The organism is Bradyrhizobium sp. AUGA SZCCT0158, assembly GCF_018130065.1.
Taxonomy (GTDB): Bacteria; Pseudomonadota; Alphaproteobacteria; order Rhizobiales; family Xanthobacteraceae; genus Bradyrhizobium.
This window is the reverse complement of sequence record NZ_JAFCME010000004.1, coordinates 52,614-70,239: the sequence shown is the minus strand read 5'-3', so window position 1 is coordinate 70,239 and position 17,626 is coordinate 52,614. Positions and strand designations below refer to the sequence as shown.

The 17,626-nt window shown below is 63.1% G+C and carries 17 protein-coding genes; 6 read left to right on the top strand and 11 right to left on the bottom strand.

Annotated features, from left to right (window positions below):
- Position 1: 1 nt before the first annotated feature.
- The 3 genes from JQ574_RS07055 to JQ574_RS07045 all read right to left on the bottom strand — a co-directional run bounded on the left by JQ574_RS07055 (position 2) and on the right by JQ574_RS07045 (position 3,674).
- The gene (locus JQ574_RS07055) at positions 2-886 is read right to left on the bottom strand and encodes a phosphatidylcholine/phosphatidylserine synthase (protein WP_212207424.1); all 885 of its coding nucleotides are present in this window, start codon (positions 884-886) and stop codon (positions 2-4) included.
- A gap of 79 nt (positions 887-965) precedes the next feature.
- On the bottom strand, positions 966-1,670 hold the full coding sequence (locus tag JQ574_RS07050; RefSeq protein WP_212207363.1) for a phosphatidylserine decarboxylase: 705 nt from the start codon (positions 1,668-1,670) through the stop codon (positions 966-968).
- A gap of 57 nt (positions 1,671-1,727) precedes the next feature.
- Complete coding sequence (locus JQ574_RS07045) at positions 1,728-3,674, bottom strand: ABC transporter ATP-binding protein/permease (RefSeq protein ID WP_212207362.1); 1,947 nt, start codon at positions 3,672-3,674, stop codon at positions 1,728-1,730.
- Positions 3,675-3,887: 213 nt separating this feature from the next.
- Here JQ574_RS07045 and JQ574_RS07040 point away from each other — a divergent pair, with 213 nt between their 5' ends.
- Positions 3,888-4,493 (top strand): TIGR00730 family Rossman fold protein, encoded by a 606-nt coding sequence (locus JQ574_RS07040; protein ID WP_212207361.1) that lies wholly within the window; start codon positions 3,888-3,890, stop codon positions 4,491-4,493.
- Between the two features lie 12 nt (positions 4,494-4,505).
- Here the strand turns inward: JQ574_RS07040 and JQ574_RS07035 are convergent, their stop codons facing one another.
- The 4 genes from JQ574_RS07035 to cysS all read right to left on the bottom strand — a co-directional run bounded on the left by JQ574_RS07035 (position 4,506) and on the right by cysS (position 8,652).
- A complete protein-coding gene (locus tag JQ574_RS07035; protein ID WP_212207360.1) occupies positions 4,506-4,883 on the bottom strand; it encodes a VOC family protein in 378 nt (125 codons plus the stop codon).
- A gap of 131 nt (positions 4,884-5,014) precedes the next feature.
- On the bottom strand, positions 5,015-6,613 hold the full coding sequence (gene cimA / locus JQ574_RS07030; RefSeq protein ID WP_212207359.1) for a citramalate synthase: 1,599 nt from the start codon (positions 6,611-6,613) through the stop codon (positions 5,015-5,017).
- Positions 6,610-7,119, bottom strand: a complete 510-nt coding sequence (locus JQ574_RS07025; RefSeq protein WP_212207358.1) for a GNAT family N-acetyltransferase — start codon at positions 7,117-7,119, stop codon at positions 6,610-6,612. Before JQ574_RS07025 ends, cimA begins: the two co-directional genes overlap by 4 nt.
- Before the next feature lie 117 nt (positions 7,120-7,236).
- Positions 7,237-8,652, bottom strand: coding sequence for a cysteine--tRNA ligase (cysS, locus tag JQ574_RS07020; RefSeq protein ID WP_212207357.1), 1,416 nt, complete (start codon positions 8,650-8,652; stop codon positions 7,237-7,239).
- A gap of 287 nt (positions 8,653-8,939) precedes the next feature.
- Here cysS and JQ574_RS07015 point away from each other — a divergent pair, with 287 nt between their 5' ends.
- The gene (locus JQ574_RS07015; protein ID WP_212207356.1) at positions 8,940-9,248 is read left to right on the top strand and encodes a hypothetical protein; all 309 of its coding nucleotides are present in this window, start codon (positions 8,940-8,942) and stop codon (positions 9,246-9,248) included.
- A 168-nt stretch (positions 9,249-9,416) separates the two neighbouring features.
- On the top strand, positions 9,417-10,619 hold the full coding sequence (locus tag JQ574_RS07010; RefSeq protein ID WP_212207355.1) for a DUF2865 domain-containing protein: 1,203 nt from the start codon (positions 9,417-9,419) through the stop codon (positions 10,617-10,619).
- A gap of 59 nt (positions 10,620-10,678) precedes the next feature.
- Here JQ574_RS07010 and JQ574_RS07005 read toward each other — a convergent pair whose 3' ends face one another.
- The 3 genes from JQ574_RS07005 to JQ574_RS06995 are packed head-to-tail and all read right to left on the bottom strand — an operon-like array spanning position 10,679 to position 14,218.
- Positions 10,679-12,430: an NAD+ synthase gene (locus tag JQ574_RS07005; protein ID WP_212207354.1), complete on the bottom strand. Its 1,752-nt coding sequence runs from the start codon at positions 12,428-12,430 to the stop codon at positions 10,679-10,681.
- Between the two features lie 44 nt (positions 12,431-12,474).
- Complete coding sequence (locus JQ574_RS07000; RefSeq protein ID WP_212207353.1) at positions 12,475-12,828, bottom strand: diacylglycerol kinase; 354 nt, start codon at positions 12,826-12,828, stop codon at positions 12,475-12,477.
- Position 12,829: 1 nt separating this feature from the next.
- Complete coding sequence (locus JQ574_RS06995; RefSeq protein WP_212207352.1) at positions 12,830-14,218, bottom strand: class II 3-deoxy-7-phosphoheptulonate synthase; 1,389 nt, start codon at positions 14,216-14,218, stop codon at positions 12,830-12,832.
- A 176-nt stretch (positions 14,219-14,394) separates the two neighbouring features.
- On the opposite strand from JQ574_RS06995, the gene JQ574_RS06990 reads away from it, so the two are divergent.
- The 3 genes from JQ574_RS06990 to JQ574_RS06980 all read left to right on the top strand — a co-directional run bounded on the left by JQ574_RS06990 (position 14,395) and on the right by JQ574_RS06980 (position 16,922).
- Entirely contained in the window at positions 14,395-15,297 is a 903-nt protein-coding gene (locus JQ574_RS06990) for an alpha/beta fold hydrolase (RefSeq protein ID WP_212207351.1), read from the top strand.
- Between the two features lie 869 nt (positions 15,298-16,166).
- Positions 16,167-16,346, top strand: coding sequence for a hypothetical protein (locus tag JQ574_RS06985; protein WP_212383419.1), 180 nt, complete (start codon positions 16,167-16,169; stop codon positions 16,344-16,346).
- A 255-nt stretch (positions 16,347-16,601) separates the two neighbouring features.
- Positions 16,602-16,922 carry a hypothetical protein gene (locus tag JQ574_RS06980; RefSeq protein WP_212210876.1) on the top strand — a complete coding sequence of 107 codons (321 nt, stop codon included), beginning with the start codon at positions 16,602-16,604 and terminating at the stop codon, positions 16,920-16,922.
- Between the two features lie 161 nt (positions 16,923-17,083).
- Here the strand turns inward: JQ574_RS06980 and JQ574_RS06975 are convergent, their stop codons facing one another.
- Positions 17,084-17,452, bottom strand: coding sequence for a PilZ domain-containing protein (locus JQ574_RS06975; RefSeq protein ID WP_249119191.1), 369 nt, complete (start codon positions 17,450-17,452; stop codon positions 17,084-17,086).
- Positions 17,453-17,626: the final 174 nt, after the last annotated feature.

The window sequence follows — 17,626 nt, the reverse complement described above, 5'->3', positions numbered from 1 at the left end:
CTCAGTTCAGCCGCGCCGGTCGGTCGTCATGCTCGGCGTCGGCCGGAGCCGCCGGGAATACGGGTGCTGGACCAGCGGGTGCGGCGGCATCGGTGGTCGCAGCCGCCAGCGCGGCAGCAGCGTTTCGCTCGTGATCGCGATAGGTTTTCCAGCCCCACGGCAGGCTCAACAGATACAGCACGGTCCCGACCGAGAGAATGTACCAGGGGTAGCTCACGAGCAGCGCGATGAAGAACACCACCGAGACGAAAACCGGCAGCACCATTTCCGGCGGCACGCGCATACGCACGGTCTTGCCGGAAAGCACCGGCAGCCGCGACACCATCAGGAATCCGATCAGCAGCGTATAGAACGCGGTCAGTATCGCCGGCGGCTGCGGGACGCCCAAAAAGACCAGATAGATCGGCAGCATCACGGTCAGCGCACCGAGCGGCGCCGGGACGCCGGTGAAATAATTTGCCGCGAACGCAGGCTTGTTCGGATCGTCGATGCTGGCATTGAACCGCGCCAGCCGCAGGCCGCCTGAGATCGCATACACCATGGCCGCGATCCAGCCGCCATTGCCGAGATCATGCAACTGCCAGAAATACAGCATCAGGCCGGGGGTGACACCGAAATTGACGAAGTCCGCGAGGCTGTCGAGTTCGGCGCCGAATTTCGACTGGCCCTTGATCATGCGCGCGACGCGGCCGTCGACCCCGTCCAGCACCGCCGCGAACACGATCGCGGCGACTGCGAGCTCCATGCGGCCTTCGATCGACAGCCGGATCGCTGTCAGCCCGGCGCAGATCGCCAGCAACGTGATGAAGTTCGGCACCAGCATCCGGATCGGAATCGGACGAAACCGGCGGCGGCGCATTTCCGGAGACTTGGGATCGGGTGTCATCATGGCTCGCCAATATATAGCAAGCGCCAGCCTGCGCCGCCATTGTGGCGGCCGGCAGGCGCCTTGGCCATTCGGATGGTTAATCGGCGCGGAACGTCCGCCCCTGCTCGCTGGCGCCGCCGAGATCGGCCAGCACGGTCTCGCCGGCGACCGCGGTTTGGCCCTCGGAAACCAGCGCTTTGCCGCCTTCGGGCAAATAGACGTCGAGCCGCGAGCCGAACCGGATCAGGCCGAACCGCTCGCCGGCGCCGATCGTCTGCCCCTCGCGCACGAACGAGACAATACGTCGCGCCACTAGGCCTGCGATCTGGACCACGCCGATGCGGCCATGGCTGGCGGTCGAGATCACCAGCGAGTTGCGCTCATTGTCTTCGCTGGCCTTGTCGAGCTCGGCATTGATGAAGGTGCCGGGCCGATAGGCGATGCGGTCGATCCGGCCCGCCACCGGGCTGCGATTCACGTGGCAGTTGAACACGCTCATGAAGATCGAGATGCGCAGCAGCGGCCGGTCGCCGAGACCAAGCTCGGCCGGCGGCAACACCTGGGAGATCATCGAGACCCGTCCATCGGCCGGCGACACCACGACGCCTTCGCGCACCGGCGTGACGCGCACGGGGTCGCGGAAGAACAGCGCACACCATACCGTCAGGATCGTGCCGATCCAGCCGAGCGGCGTCCAGATCCAGAACAGGACCAGGCTTGCAAGCGCAAAGCCGCCGATGAAGGGATAGCCCTCGGGATGAACAGGCGGGATTTGCGCGCGGATGGAATTGGCAATCGACATCAAGGCTCACTATTGGCTGGCCCGGTCCCGTTGCTTCGGGATCGAGCGGTATTTCAATTATTCCGCAGCGGTGACCAGAGGATCCTGGACCGGCGGCGGGATGCGGTTGGGCGCCTCGTTGTCGTCGTCGATCTGCGCGAGCTTCTCCCGCGCCTCCTCGGCTTCGCGCTGCCTGTTCCACATACTGGCATAAAGTCCGCCGGAAGCCAAAAGCCGGGCGTGCGTACCGCGCTCGGCAATGCGGCCCTGATCCAACACGATAATTTCGTCCGCGCCGACGATGGTCGAGAGCCGATGCGCGATCACCAGCGAAGTGCGGCCGCGCGAGACCCGTTCGAGCGATTCCTGGATTTCATGCTCGGTGTGGCTATCGAGCGCCGAGGTCGCCTCATCGAGCACCAGAATCGGCGGCGCCTTCAGCACGGTGCGCGCGATCGCGACGCGCTGCTTCTCGCCGCCGGACAATTTCAGTCCGCGTTCGCCGACCTGGGTCTCATATCCCAGCGGTGACATCCGGATGAAGCTGTCGATCTGCGCCAGTTGCGCGGCCTCCTCCACCTCCGCATCGCTGGCGTCCCAGCGGCCGTAGCGGATGTTGTAGCGGATGGTGTCGTTGAACAGCACGGTATCCTGCGGCACCATGCCGATCGAGGCGCGCAGCGACGCCTGGGTGACGTTCCTGATGTCCTGGCCGTCGATCAGGATCTTGCCGCCGGAAACGTCGTAAAGGCGGAAAAGCAGCCGCGAGATCGTCGACTTGCCCGCCCCCGAGGGCCCGACGATCGCAACCGTCTTGCCGGCCGGTACCTCGAAGCTGAGGCCTTTCAGGATCGGGCGCTCGGGGTCATAGGCAAATTGCACGTCTTCGAAACGCACATTGCCCGAACCGACCACCAGCGGCACGGCGCCCGGGATGTCCTTGATCTCGGGGTTGCGCGACAGCACGCTGAACATCTTCTCGATGTCGATCACCGCCTGCTTGATCTCGCGATAGACCATGCCCATGAAATTGAGCGGCTGGTACAGCTGGATCATCATGGCGTTGACCATGACGAAGTCACCGACGGTGTTGGTGCCGTTGCGCACGCCGATCGCGCACATCAGCATGGTCGCGGTGAGACCGAGCGTGAAGATGACCGCCTGCCCGGTGTTGAGCACCGCCAGCGACGTGTAAGTCTTCACGCTGTTGTGTTCGTAGCGCTCCATCGAGCGGTCGTAGCGCGCGGCCTCGCGCTGTTCGGCGCTGAAATATTTTACGGTCTCGTAGTTGAGCAGCGAGTCGATCGCCTTGGTGTTCGCCTCGGTGTCGGAATCGTTCATCTTGCGGCGGATCTCGATCCGCCATTCGGTCGCGATGTAGGTGTAGTACATATAGATCACGACCGTGACCGCGGTGACCAGCACGTAGCGCCAGTCGAACTGCCACAGCAGCACCGCCATCAACAGCGACACCTCGACGATGGTCGGGATCAGTTGCAGGATCACCATCCGCACGATCACTTCGATGCCGGTGCGGCCACGCTCCAGCACGCGGGTCAGTCCCCCGGTCTTGCGCTCGAGGTGGAAGCGGAGCGACAGCTCGTGCATGTGCACGAAGGTGATGTAGGCGAGCTTGCGCACCGCATGCATCGCAACGCGCGCGAAGATGCCGTCGCGCCACTGCGTCAGCACCGCCATCAGCACCCGCACCGCGCCATAGCTTGCGGTCATCAGTAACGGCGACGCGATCAGCCACAGCGTCCAATTCGACGGTTCCACCGGCGCACTGCCGTGGCCGTTGAGCGCGTCGATCGCCCATTTGAAGGTGAAGGGCACCGTCAGCGTCGCGAGCTTCGCGACCAGCAGCAGCACCATTGACCAGACCACGCGCATTTTCAGGTCGGCGCGGTCGCCGGGCCAGATATAGGGCCACAGATGCGCCAGCGTCCCGATCAGGGTCGCCTTTTCGAGGGGGTCGCTGGTGGCCAGTGGCGCTTCGTCGGCGCGCGAATCAGTGTCGGCCATGGATCAAGCGCCCAGAAGTCTGATGGCGCACCCGTTCGCCGCTGCATGTTTTCCATTGATCGTCATTCTGCTCGTCATATAGAGCGTTTAAACGCCGCGTACAGCCTTGAAAGGCAAAACTTTCTCCGGTTTGCCCGTATTTCGGGTTCAAAACCACTGTGGCAGTATATTCTCGGACTTGAGCTTTTTACGCTGCAGTGCCACATGAATTGCATGAACCAAATCAAAACCGTCTGCGTCTATTGCGGCTCCGGCTCCGGCTCCAACCACCGTTTCCTCGAAGCGGCGACCGCTCTGGGCAAGGTGTTCGCCGAGAACAGTATCCGCCTAGTCTATGGCGGAGGTTCAGTGGGCCTGATGGGCGCGGTTGCCAAATCCGTGCTGGACCACGGTGGCGCCGTCACCGGGATCATTCCGGATTTTCTTGCGAACCGCGAGCGCATGAATCCGAACCTTACCGAACTGGTCGTCACGCCTGACATGCACGAGCGCAAGCGGCTGATGTTCGAACGCTCGGATGCGTTCGTCGCCCTTCCCGGCGGCGTCGGCACACTGGAAGAGCTGGTCGAGCAGATGACCTGGCAACAGCTCGGCCGACACACCAAACCGGTGTTGCTCGCCAACATCGACAATTTCTGGGAGCCGCTGATCGCGCTATTGACGCATATGCGCGCCAATCAGTTCATCCGCCCTGCCCTGGATGTCGAGGTGCTGAAGGCCGAACGCGTCGAGGACATCCTGCCGCGCCTGCGCGCCGCCGCAGCCCTTGCGCCCGCGGGCACCCAGGAGATGGCGCCGGACGTCGCGCGACGGCTTTAGGAGTTTGCGCCGTCATTCACTCGGAAACGTCACCGCCTCGATGCGGTTGCCGTCGGGGTCGATGACGAACGCGGCGTAATATTTCACCCGGTCGTGCGGACGGAGGCCCGGCGCGCCGTCGGAGCGGCCACCGGCGCCGAGCGCCGCGGCGTGGAAGGCATCGACAGCTTCAGTGGACCGCGCGCGCAGGCAGATATGGATGCCGCTTTCCGGCGCGACCGGCGGCATGCCGGCGCGCAGGTTGATCCAGAATTCGGGATAGGTCTTGCCGAAGCCGATGGTCGCGGGGCGTGTGACCAGCCGCGTCAGGCCGAGCGCGGCCAGGGTTGGTTCATAGAAGCGCGCTGCTCGTTCGAGATCGGCAACGCCGACGGAGACGTGATCGAGCATGAATGAGCCCCAAGTGTTTCCACGTCATTGCGAGCGAAGCGAAGCAATCCATCGTGCGGCATAACGGATAGATGGATTGCTTCGTCGCTACGCTCCTCGCAATGACGATCGATGGAGTTGACGCCTAAGCCTCACACCGGCGCGCCTGATTTCACCAACTTGTAGACCACCGAATCCATCAGCGCCTGGAACGAAGCGTCGATGATATTGGGCGACACGCCGACCGTGATCCAGCTATCGCCGTTCTCATCCTCGCTCTCGATCAGCACCCGCGTCACCGCCTCCGTGCCGCCATTGAGGATACGAACGCGGTAGTCGATCAGCCTCAGGCCTTCGATGTATTTCTGGTATTTGCCGAGGTCCTTGCGCAGCGCGACGTCGAGCGCGTTGACCGGGCCGTTGCCTTCCGCGGCCGAAATCAGCCGCTCGCCGGCGACATCGACCTTGACCACCGCAAGCGCCACCGTGACGCGCTGGCCGTTGGAATTGTAGCGCTGCTCGACATTGACGTCGAACTGCTCGACCCGGAAATATTCCGGCACCCGCCCGAGCGTACGCCGCGCCAACAGATCGAACGACGCATTGGCGGATTCGTAGGCGTATCCGGCCGCCTCGCGCTCCTTCAACTCCTCGACCAGCCGCGCCAGTTTCGGATCGCTCTTTTCGTAGGGAATGCCGGCGCGATCGAGTTCGGCCATCACATTGGAGCGGCCGGCCTGATCGGACACCAGCACCTTGCGATGGTTGCCGACCAGTTCGGGCAGCACGTGCTCATAGGTGTGCGGGTCCTTCATGACAGCGGAGGCGTGGATGCCGGTCTTGGTCACGAAGGCGCTTTCGCCGACATAGGCGGCGTGGCGGTTCGGCGCGCGGTTCAGCATGTCGTCGAGCGTCCGCGATACCTTCATCAAGGTCGCCATTTTTTCGTCGGTGACGCCGATCTCGAAGGCGTTCGAAAATTCGTTCTTCAGCCGCAAGGTCGGGATCAGCGAACAGAGATTGGCGTTGCCGCAGCGCTCGCCGAGCCCGTTCAGCGTGCCCTGGATCTGCCGCGCCCCGGCGCGCACCGCCGCGAACGAGTTGGCGACCGCCTGCTCGGTGTCGTTATGGGCGTGGATGCCGACATTTCCGCCGGGAATGTGCTTGATCACATCGCCGACGATGGTCTCGACTTCATGCGGCATGGTGCCACCATTGGTGTCGCACAGCACGACCCAGCGCGCGCCGGACTCATAAGCCGCCTTGGCGCAGGCCAGCGCGAATTCGGAATTCTCCTTGTAGCCGTCGAAGAAGTGCTCGCAATCCACCATCACCTCGCGGCCGGCGGCCTTGGCGGCACTGACGCTGTCGCGGATCGAGGCGAGGTTTTCCTCATTGGTGGTCTCGAGCGCGACGCGCACCTGATAGGCGGATGCTTTCGCGACAAAGCAGATCGCATCCGCCTTGGCCTCGATCAGCGCCGCCAGCCCGGGATCGTTGGAAGCCGAGCGGCCGGGACGGCGCGTCATGCCGAATGCGGTAAAGCGCGCATGGTCGAGCTTCGGCTTGGTCGCAAAAAATTCGGTATCGGTCGGATTGGCGCCGGGATAGCCGCCTTCGACATAGTCGATGCCGAGTTCGTCGAGCATGCCGGCGATGATCTGCTTGTCATGCAGCGTGAAGTCGACGCCGTTGGTTTGCGCGCCGTCGCGCAGCGTGGTGTCGAACAGATAGAGGCGTTCGCGGCTCATTGTGGCGCTCCCGGCGCGGCCTCGGCCAGCGTCTTCTGCATCGTGGTATTGGCGAGCCATTCACCGTTGATGGTGACGGTGTTGCGCTGCATGGCGACGTAACCGCGCTTGAGGAAGAATTCCTGCGCGTTGTCGCTGACGTCAACCGTGAGAATCTTGGCGCCGCGCCCACCGGCGAGCTTTTCCAGCGCATCGCACAGCATCGCGCCGACGCCCTGCCCCACCGCGCTGGGGTGCACATAGAGCATCTCGATATGCGAGGCGCCCTTCAGCGAAGCAAATCCGACCGGCGAATTCTGCAGCGTCGCGATCAGGGTCAATTCACCGGCCAGCTTCTTGCCGAATTGTTCCTCATCATCGGCCGCCGATGCCCAGGCTTCCTGCTGCGCCTCGCCGTAGTCATCCCCGGTCAATTCCTGGATCGCGGCAACGAAGATCGCCGCCACAACGGGGGTATCCGCCGCAAGAAACGGCCGTAGTGCGGGTTTGGGCAACGACTGTCCCATCGCTTCAAAACACTCCGAACAATCGCAGCACGAGCACGACCGCCGCAACGATCACGGCCCATTTGATGAAGATGTAGTAGCGCCAGTGTTTTGGGAAAGGCGTATCGGGTCTGGTCATCACGCAATCTCCCAGGTTGTCACGGGTTTGCCTTCCGCGTCCTTGCCGTCCTTGATGACAACGCCCATGGCGGCGAGTTCGTCACGGATCCGATCGGACTCCTTGAAGTCCTTTCGCGCCCGCGCGGCCGCGCGGTCGGCGAGCAGCCGATCGACCTGCCCTGCATCGATGCCGCTCGCCTGCTGTTTGCGTCCCTTCCAGTCGGCCGCGCTCACGGACAGGAAACCGAGCAGCCGAAGGGACGCGGCAAACTCGCCGCGTTCGCGCTCCCCCCCGGACGCTGCTGCGTTGCGCAGGCCGTGCAAGACGGCCATGGCCTGCGCCGTGTTGAGGTCATCATAGAGCGCTTCGGTCAGGGCCGGCGACGGCTCACCGGCGTCGGCGTCGGCTGCGATGGCGTACCAATCGTCCAGCGTCCTGGCGCTTTCTTCCGCCCCCTTGGTGGTCCAGTCGAGCGGCGAGCGGTAATGCGTCTTGAGCATGCTCAAGCGCAGCACCTCGCCCGGCCAATCGGCCAGCATCTCGCGGATCGTGAAGAAGTTGCCTGTTGATTTCGACATCTTCTCGCTCTCGAGCTGCAGGAAGCCGTTGTGCATCCAGACATTTGCCATGCGGTCGGAATGAAAGGCGCAGCAGGTCTGCGCCAGTTCGTTCTCATGATGCGGAAACACCAGGTCGATGCCGCCGCCATGGATGTCGAACTTCTCGCCAAGATGTTTCCAGGCCATCGCCGAGCATTCGATGTGCCAGCCCGGGCGGCCTTCCACGGTGATACCGGCCGGCGACGGCCACGACGGCTCGCCCGGTTTGGACGGCTTCCACAGCACGAAGTCGGTGTTATCGCGCTTGTAGGGCGCGACGTCGACGCGTGCGCCGGCGATCATCTCGTCGAGCGAGCGCCTCGACAACGCGCCATAGCGCGGCATCACCGAATTTGCGGCATTCATGGCCTGCGGCGAGAACAGCACGTGGTCTTCGGCGGCATAGGCAAACCCGCCGGCAACCAGTCTCTCGATGATCGCCCGCATCTCCGGGATATGTTCGGTCGCGCGCGGCTGCACGGTCGGCGCCAAGCAGCCGAGTGCGGTGACGTCGTCCTGATACTGCTGATAGGTGGTTTCCGTGACCTTGCGGATCGCGTCGTTCAGCGGCACGCCGGGATAGTCGCGCGCGGCGCGCACGTTGATCTTGTCGTCGACGTCGGTGATGTTGCGTACATAGGTCACATGATCAGCGCCATAGCGATGGCGCAACACGCGAAACAGCACGTCGAACACGATCGCGGCGCGACCGTTGCCGATATGGGCGAAGTCATAGACCGTCGGCCCGCAGGCATACATGCGGACATTATCGGAATCGAGCGGCGTGAACGGCCGCTTCTCCTTGGTCAACGTATCGTAGAGGCGTAGTTGCATGGGAATCCCGTACCTTGCGGCCGGGCGTCCAGTGATCTCATTTTGAGAAAAGACGGCCTCAGCCAGCGAATCGCTAGCTAATAATCTCGCGGCAAATGCTGCAGATGGCGAGGAAACCGTTCATGGTTCCACCATGTCCCAGCCCGGGGGATGCCGTCAAGGCCCGCCTGCGGCCGTTTTTGAACCAAATTCGTCGCGGGACGCCCGGCGACGGGCTCATGGTTAATCATTATTAAGACTTTGGGCTTATCTGAGAGGGGCGATCCCTTTTCCTTATTGGGTGCCCCATGCGAATTTCAGCAGCATTTTTTACCAGCGCATTCCTGCTCACCGCCTCGGCCGCTTATGGCGACAGCCGCGTTTTCATCATTGCCAATCAGGCCGACGGCTACGGCATCGACCAGTGCCTCGCCAAGGGCGACAAATGCGGCGCCCATGCCGCCCGCTCCTACTGCCAATCACGCGAATTTGCTTCCGCAACCGCCTACCGCCGCGTCGATCCCGATGAAATCACCGGATCGGTACCGAGGGGCGGAAACGACAAATGTAGCGGCAGCCGCTGCGACGAATACGTCGCCATTACCTGCCAGCGCTGAACCGGATCGAAGCGGCGGGCCGTTGCCGCATTGCCACACCGGCGCCGCGGAAACGACGTGACGCTGCCCCGAGAAGCAGCTATCAGATGCGGCCTCGGCCGCACCGTGCCGCCTGGGCCGCGCCTTTTCGGCTATAAAGCCGCGCGGATTCGTTATCGATGGCTGGATATGCCCCTGACGCTGACTGCTCCCTTCTCCCGGTGGATTTTGACCTGCGCCGTGCTGCTTGCTGGCATCGCCGGGACGAGTTCGGCTGCGATCGCACAAGCCGATCCCGCGCCATCGAATATGGACGCGCTCGCACAAATGCCCCCCGGAGCAGCTCCGCCTCCCCAGCAACAGGGCGCGCAAGCCAACCCGATCTGCATCCGCCTTGAAGGACAATTGGCGGCCGTCGACCGCGGTGCCAGCGGCGGCGATCCTGCCAAGGAAGAGCAAATCCGCCGCTATCAGGAAGCGGCAACCAAACAGCAGGCCGAGCTTGACCGCGTCACGATGCAAGCGAAGCGGATGGGCTGCGAAAGTTCCGGCTTCTTCTCGCTGTTCAACGGCCAGTCCGCACAATGCGGACCGGTTAATAACCAGATCCAGCAGATGCGCGCCAATCTCGAGCAGATGACGACCAGCCTCGAGCGGTTGCGCTCAGGTGGCATCGGCGGCGCCGACCGCGAAAACCAGCGCCGTTCGGTGCTGACGGCGCTCGCGCAGAACAATTGCGGCCCGCAATACGCCGCTGCCGCGCGCAACGGGGGCAGCTTCATCGACAACCTGTTCGGCAACAACACCATCCCTCCGCCGAGCGCCGATCTCGGTGCGCCATCCGGCACGTTCCGGACGGTGTGCGTGCGCACCTGCGACGGCGCCTATTTCCCGGTCTCGTTCGCCACCTACCAGGCGCGCTTCCAGGACGATGAGAGGACCTGCAAGGCGCTGTGCCCGGCAACGGAAGCATCGCTGTTCACCTATCGTAATCCCGGCGAAGACATCAACCAGGCGGTCTCGGTCAGCGGCCAGCCTTACTCGTCGCTGCCCAATGCGTTCAAATTCCGCACCGAGTTCAACCCGTCGTGCGCCTGCAAGGCCGCGGGCCAGACCTGGTCGGATGCGCTGAAATCGATCGACGAGAAAGCCGCCGCCGAACAGCAGGGCGACATCATCGTCACAGAAGAGAGCGCGAAGCGGATGCAGCAGCGCGCGATGCCTCAGCAGAAGACGGCCCCCGTCGCCAAGAAGGGCACGGCACCCGCAGGCACGACGGCCGCCGCGCCCGCTCCTGCAACTCCCGCGCCTGCCGCCGACTCAACCGGCGCGACGGACGAGAAGAAGCAGATCCGCACCGTTGGGCCGACCTTCATCCCGCCGAAGCAATAGATTCTTGTTTTGACGCGTTTTCTTCACGCGAACCGGTGTCCGCTTCGCTCGAAAACGCTCTACCCGTCGAACACATCAGCCGAGGCGCGCCCCGCGCGGGCGACCAGTTTTTCGTCGGGTGCCGGCAACGCCTTGCCGTTGTCGCGAAAACGGTTGGTGATGGGATAGCGGCGGTCGCGGCCGAAATTCTTCTCGGTGACCTTGACCCCCGGCGCCGCCTGGCGGCGCTTGTATTCGGCGATGTTGAGCAGGCGGTCGATCCGCGTCACCACATCGGCCGGGTAGCCCGCAGCGATGATCGAGGCCAGCGGCTCCTCGCGCTCGACCAGCCGTTCCAGGATGCCGTCGAGTATCTCGTAGGGCGGCAGCGAATCCTGGTCGGTCTGGTTCTCGCGCAATTCGGCGGTGGGCGGACGGACGATGATGTTGACCGGAATGACCTCGCCCGACGGTCCCAGCGCGCCTTCCGGCTTCCATTCATTGCGCAGGCTCGACAGGCGGAACACTTCGGTCTTGTAGATATCCTTGATCGGGTTGAAGCCGCCGTTCATGTCGCCATAGAGCGTGGCGTAGCCGACCGACATTTCCGATTTGTTGCCGGTCGTGACCACCATCGCGCCGGTCTTGTTCGAAATCGCCATCAGCAGCGTGCCACGGGTGCGCGCCTGCAGGTTTTCCTCGGTGATGTCGCGCGGCAGGCCGGCGAAGGTGCCGGACAGAATCTTCTCGAACCCGTTCACGGCGTCCGCAATCGGCAGCACCTCGTAGCGGAAGCCCAGCGCGGTGGCGAGTTTTGCCGCATCGTCGAGCGACACCTGCGCTGTGAACCTGAACGGCAGCATCACGCCGCGGACACGCTCCGCACCGAGCGCATCAACCGCGATCGCCGCACACAAGGCCGAGTCGATGCCGCCGGAAACGCCGAGCAGCACGCCGGGAAAGCCATTCTTGCGGACGTAGTCGCGCAGGCCGAGAACGCACGCCGCGTAATCGCCCTTGTCGCCCTCGATCAGGGGCACTACCGGTCCATTACAGCGCCAGCCGTCGGCGCCCTTGGTCCAAACCAGCGTCGTGATGTTTTCCTCGAACGCCGGCATTTGCGTCGCGACCGAAAGGTCGGCATTGAGCGCGAACGATGCGCCGTCGAACACCAGTTCATCCTGCCCGCCGATCTGGTTCAGATACACCAGCGGCAACCCGCTCTCGGTGACGCGGGCGACCGCGATCGACAGCCGCAGATCGTTCTTGTCGCGGGCATATGGCGAGCCGTTCGGCACCACCAGAATTTCCGCGCCGGTCTCGGCCAGGCACTCGACGACGTTTTCATATTCCTCGGACTCTTCGAGCCAGATGTCCTCGCAGATGGGGACGCCGACCCGGACTCCCTTCACCGTCACCGGCCCCGCGGCGGGACCGCGTGCGAACAGGCGCTTTTCGTCGAACACGCCGTAGTTGGGCAGATTGGCCTTGAAACGCAGCGCGGCGATGCGGCCGTCGTCGAGCAGCGCGCAGGCGTTATAGAGCTTGCCGTCCTCGACCCAGGGCGTGCCTATCAGGACCGCCGGACCACCACCCGCGGTCTCGCGTGCCAGTTCCTCGATCGCGGAGCGGCAGGCCGCCTGGAACGCCGGTTTCAGCACCAGGTCTTCCGGCGGATAGCCGGTGATGAACAATTCCGGCAGCACCAGCAGATCAGCGCCGTCGGCTTTCGCCTGCTCACGCGCGGCGCGCGCTTTCGCGGCGTTGCCGGGGACATCGCCAACGGTCGGGTTCAACTGCGCCAGCGTAATTGTGAATTTCGGTTCGCTCATATGCCAATGGTGCCCTGCACACGCCGAAACTTCAATCGCCGCCTTTAGAACGCGCCTATGCGTTCGGCGATGGCAAACAGCCAGAACGCGCCGGACATCAACAGCGCCACGCCGACCGCGGCCGATCCCATGTCCTTGACCCGCCCGATCTGCGGATCATGGTCGGTGGTGAGCCGGTCGGCGAGCTTTTCGATCGCGGTGTTGAGAATCTCGACGACGAGGACGAACGCCACCGCCGCGACCAGTTCGACCCGGCGCATCACGCTGGCGCCGACCAGCCAGGCCAGCGGCACCGACAGCGCCAGCGCAAACAGTTCCTCGCGGACGGCCTGCTCCGAGCGGATCGCAAAAGCGAGGCCGTTACGCGTGTTGATCGTGGCGCGCCAGAGTCGCAGCAAGTCAGAAACCCGCTGCAGCCGGTATCGGTTTGACCTTGCCGGCGCGTTCCTGCTTGAGCAGTTCGGCGATCAAGAAGGCCATGTCAATCGATTGTTCGGCGTTCAGACGGGGATCGCAGACCGTGTGATAGCGGTCGTTGAGGTCCTCGTCGGTGATGGCGCGGGCACCGCCAATGCACTCGGTGACGTCCTGCCCGGTCATTTCCAGGTGAATGCCGCCGGCGTGGGTGCCTTCCGCCTGATGGATGGCGAAGAACGATTTCACTTCCGACAATATCCGGTCGAACGGGCGGGTCTTGTAGCCCGAATTCGAGCTGATGGTGTTGCCGTGCATCGGATCGCACGACCAGACCACGACGCGCCCTTCCCGCTGCACGCTGCGGATCAGCGGCGCCAGATGATCGCCGACCTTGTCCGAGCCGAAGCGGTTGATCAACGTCAACCGTCCGGGCTCGTTGTCCGGATTGAGGATGTCGATCAGCTTCAGCAGTTCATCAGGCTTGAGCGACGGGCCGCATTTCAGGCCGATCGGGTTCTTGATGCCGCGGAAATATTCGACATGGCCGTGGTCGAGCTGGCGGGTGCGGTCGCCGATCCAGATGAAGTGGCCGGAGGTCGCGTACCAGTCGCCGGTGGTGGAATCGACGCGGGTAAAGGCCTGCTCGTAGCCCAGCAGCAGCGCCTCGTGGCTGGTGTAGAAATCGGTGGCGCGAAGCTCGGGATGGCTCTCAAGATCGAGGCCGCAGGCGCGCATGAAATTCAGCGCGTCCGAGATACGGTCGGCCAGTTCCTTGTAGCGGCGTGACTGCGGCGAGTCCTTCAGGAAGCCCAGCATCCACTGATGCACGCTGCCGAGATTGGCAAAGCCGCCGGTCGCGAACGCACGGAGCAGGTTGAGCGTCGCCGCCGACTGCCGATAGGCCATCAGCTGGCGCTGCGGATCGGGGATGCGCGCCTCGGGCGTGAACGCGATGTCGTTGATGATGTCGCCGCGATAGCTCGGCAGCTCGACGCCATTAATCTTCTCGGTGTTCGACGAGCGCGGTTTTGCGAACTGTCCGGCGATGCGGCCGACCTTCACGACCGGCAGCGCGCCGGCATAGGTGAGAACGACGGCCATCTGCAGCAGCACGCGGAAAAAGTCGCGGATGTTGTTGGCGCCGTGCTCGGCAAAGCTCTCGGCGCAATCGCCGCCCTGCAGCAGGAAGGCTTCGCCGGCGGCGACGCGCGCCAGCGACTTCTTCAGATTGCGGGCTTCACCGGCGAACACCAGCGGCGGAAAGGTAGCCAACTGCGCCTCGACATCAGCCAACACCTTGGCATCGGGATAATCGGGCACCTGCAGCACCGGTTTGGCGCGCCAGCTATCGGGTGTCCACCGCTCGGACATGACGTTAACTCCTGAGCAAAAACCGCGACTTACCCGCGGTTACGAAGGGCCGGGTTATACACAGGGCGATGGCCAACCGCCATTAGATTTCCACCTGTCCAGTCAAGCCCTTGCAGCAAAAGCCGAATTCGCATTTGTTAGGGCCAAATCGCGAAAAGCGAGGAAGGAAATCGCGGGTGGCCGAGCTGGGGCTGGACGACGTATTCATCGACGATATCACGCTTCCCGCGGCGGATGGCTATCCGCTGGGGGCGACGCTGTTTTTGCCGCGCGGGACCAAGCGCCACGCCGTGCTGATCAATTCGGCGACCGCGGTCCACCGCAAGGTCTATCGCGGCTTTGCCGGCTACCTCGCCAAGCGCGGCTGCGCGGTGCTGACCTATGACTACCGCGGCACCGGCGGTAGCAGGCAGAAATCGATGACCGGCTACAACCAGCCGAAATCGCTGGTCGGCTTCAAGGCCTCGATGTCGGACTGGGCCGCGCAGGATGTGACCTCCGCGGTGGCCTGGATGCGTGAGCGCTACAAGGCGCTGCCGTTTGCCTATGTCGGGCATTCCTTTGGCGGCCAGGCGCTGGGCCTGCTGCCGAACAACACCGAGATCTCGCGCGCGCTGTTCATCGCGGCACAAGCCGGCACCTGGAAACTGATCGCGGTGCCCGAGCGCTATCGCGTCTATGCGATGCTCAATGCCGCGGTCCCGCTCACCCGCGCGTTCGGCTACACGCCGGGCTGGCTCGGGCTCGGCATGGACATGCCGAGGGATGTGTTCCTGCAATGGGTCTCCTGGGTGATGAGCCCGCGCTACATGTTCGACGACAAGAATCTGGCGGCCTTGCAAAATTTTCCGAACTACAAAGGCGCGTTGCGCGCGCTCTGCATGTCTGACGATCCCTGGGCGACGCGGCCGGCGGTGGAGTTGCTGTGCTCGGGATTTACGGCCGCAAAACCCGAGATCATCACGGTGACGCCAAAGGACACCGGCGCCAGCCGGATCGGCCATTTTGGTTTCTTCCGCCCCGAGCATCGTGACACGCTGTGGCGCGGGGCGGCCGAATGGATCGAGGCGGCGGAGTAGCGCGTTGCTGTCGTCCCGGCCACTCGTCGTCCCGGCCTTGAGCTCAGATGCGCAATTGCGCGTCGGGGGACCCATACCGCGTGATCTCTCGATGAAGGCTCGGTAGCAGAGACCTTTCGCAAAACTTCTCCCTGTGGTTATGGGTCCCCCGATGCGCAATTGCGCATCTGTGGTCAAGCCCGGGACGACGGCGGTGTTTGTTGTTGCACCGTCATTCAAACGCACCTTCGCCTTCTCGCGACGCATTGCGCCCGAGCTTTGCCAAAAACTCCTTGCCCTCGAAAACAGAGGGCGCAGGGAAGACCGGGTGCGCGCTGCACCCGCGGTCCCGTGTGCGGTTTGCACTAAGTAGGCTGCACACGAGCATACAGGGCAGCGGAGAACACCCGGCCTTCCCTGCGCAATGGCTTTACGGCTTATGCCGTGATCTCCCCGGAGACGAGTTCTGGGTTGACTCCGTCACCGCCGGTTCAGCTTGCGCTTAGCCGACGGCTTGACGCCAGCAACGGGCGCCAGGACCACACGGTTTTGCCGTACGCTTATCCACGCCGTCGTCTCAGCGTAAACCAGCGTCCACCGCAACCCCGCCCAACGTCCGTGACGACGGCCGACGCCCTTCTGAGTAGGACGGGATGGGCAAAGATATGCACCTGATTTTCTTTCCGGTAAACAGAAATATTTTTTATTTCGGGGCTTGACATGACTTCCGTAAATCAGAAGTAACTTACTTCTCGGCTACGCCGGGTGCGGCCGTCAGGCTGATTTGCCGCTGCAATGTGATGCCAGTCACAGCCAAACACCGCTCTGGCCGCCTATTTCCACGACCGAGCCCCCGAGGGGATGGTCCCCTGCTCACCAAGGAGGGAAACATGAGCGCTCCGAAATTGGGAAGAAAGCAGACGCAGGAAATCAACGCCGTCGAATTCACGGCTGCGGAATTGGACGCCGTGTCGGGCGGCAAGCCGCGTATCGATCGGGCCACCATCGAATGGCTCAAGGAAAATTACTTTCCCTGGATGATGAAGACCTCCACCAGGAACATTTGCTGAGGCTGGCTGACGTCACGGATGTGCCTGTCATCGGGCGCGCGTTGCCGCGACCCGGCAGCTCATCCGGGCTACGCTTTCAGGAGTTCTCCGTCTCATGGATTGCGACAAACGCTAAGCGTTTGCGCAAGAGATAAACATCCGTTCATCAACCTTGCCGGAAAATTATTTCTTCATCCCGGAAACATTCATTCGGGAAAAAGTGGAACGTGCGCGCGCACCGCGCATTTATTGCCGATAGCCAGCAGGAGAAACACGATGTTCAAGAAATCCCTGATCGTCGCGGCGTCGCTCGCGTTAGCTTCGTCCGCCTTTGCGCAATCCGGAACCAAATCACCTGGCGCATCGGATAGCTCACCGGGCCATCAGATGCAGGGTGCCAAGAAATCAACGGCTCCGGGTGCGTCGGAATACGCGCCGGGTCACAAGATGAAGGCTGCCAAGAAATCGACGGCACCGGGCGCATCGGAATACGCGCCCGGTCACAAGATGAAGGCTGCCAAGAAATCGACGGCACCGGGCGCATCGGAACAGGCGCCGGGTCAGCAGACCACGGGCAGCGCCACCAAGAAAAAATAGGCTCGCTCGCGAGAGCGACGCGACGCGGAGGCCCGGCAACCAAAGTGTCGGGCCTTCGTTTTGCGCGTGGCAGGATTTCGCACCTTGGGCCGGAAATCAGCTTCCGTCATTCCCCGATGCGCAATTGCGCATCGGGGAATGACGAAGGTCCGCAAGGCGGGTCAGGCTTCCGCCTTCACGCGCTGAGCTGCATCGAACAGCTCCGCCTGCGCGTGGGGCTCTACGGCAGAAAGATCGTTGATCGGCCCTGCGCCTGCTTTGCCGGCGATCAAAAACTTGACGCCGTAGGTCTTGCCGCGGCGCCAGACGACTTCGCAGGACTGGTGTTTTGGGCGATCGCGCACCAGCGCCAATCCAAACTTGTCGCGGACATCGATCGCGACATCGGTCACGATCCTGGCGCCGCCCGGCGATACATCGAGCACGAAGCATTCGCGGTTGGTCAGGCCATCGTCGACCGTCATCCAGGCCGGCTGCTTGTGCAGTTGCCGGCGGGGTTCGCGCACCACCTTTGGCTTAAGAGCATCCATCGTCACGGGTGACATCCGTTGGATCAGCAGATCACCAACTTGAAGGTGAGGCCGTAAGGTTCCCTTAGCGCGTTAACGGCGCATTGAATCGAACTTTACGGATTTGCGGCGCGCGCCATCGGGGCGGCCGGCATTGTGACGTCGGTCACAGTCGCTGACCGGCTGCTGTGGTTA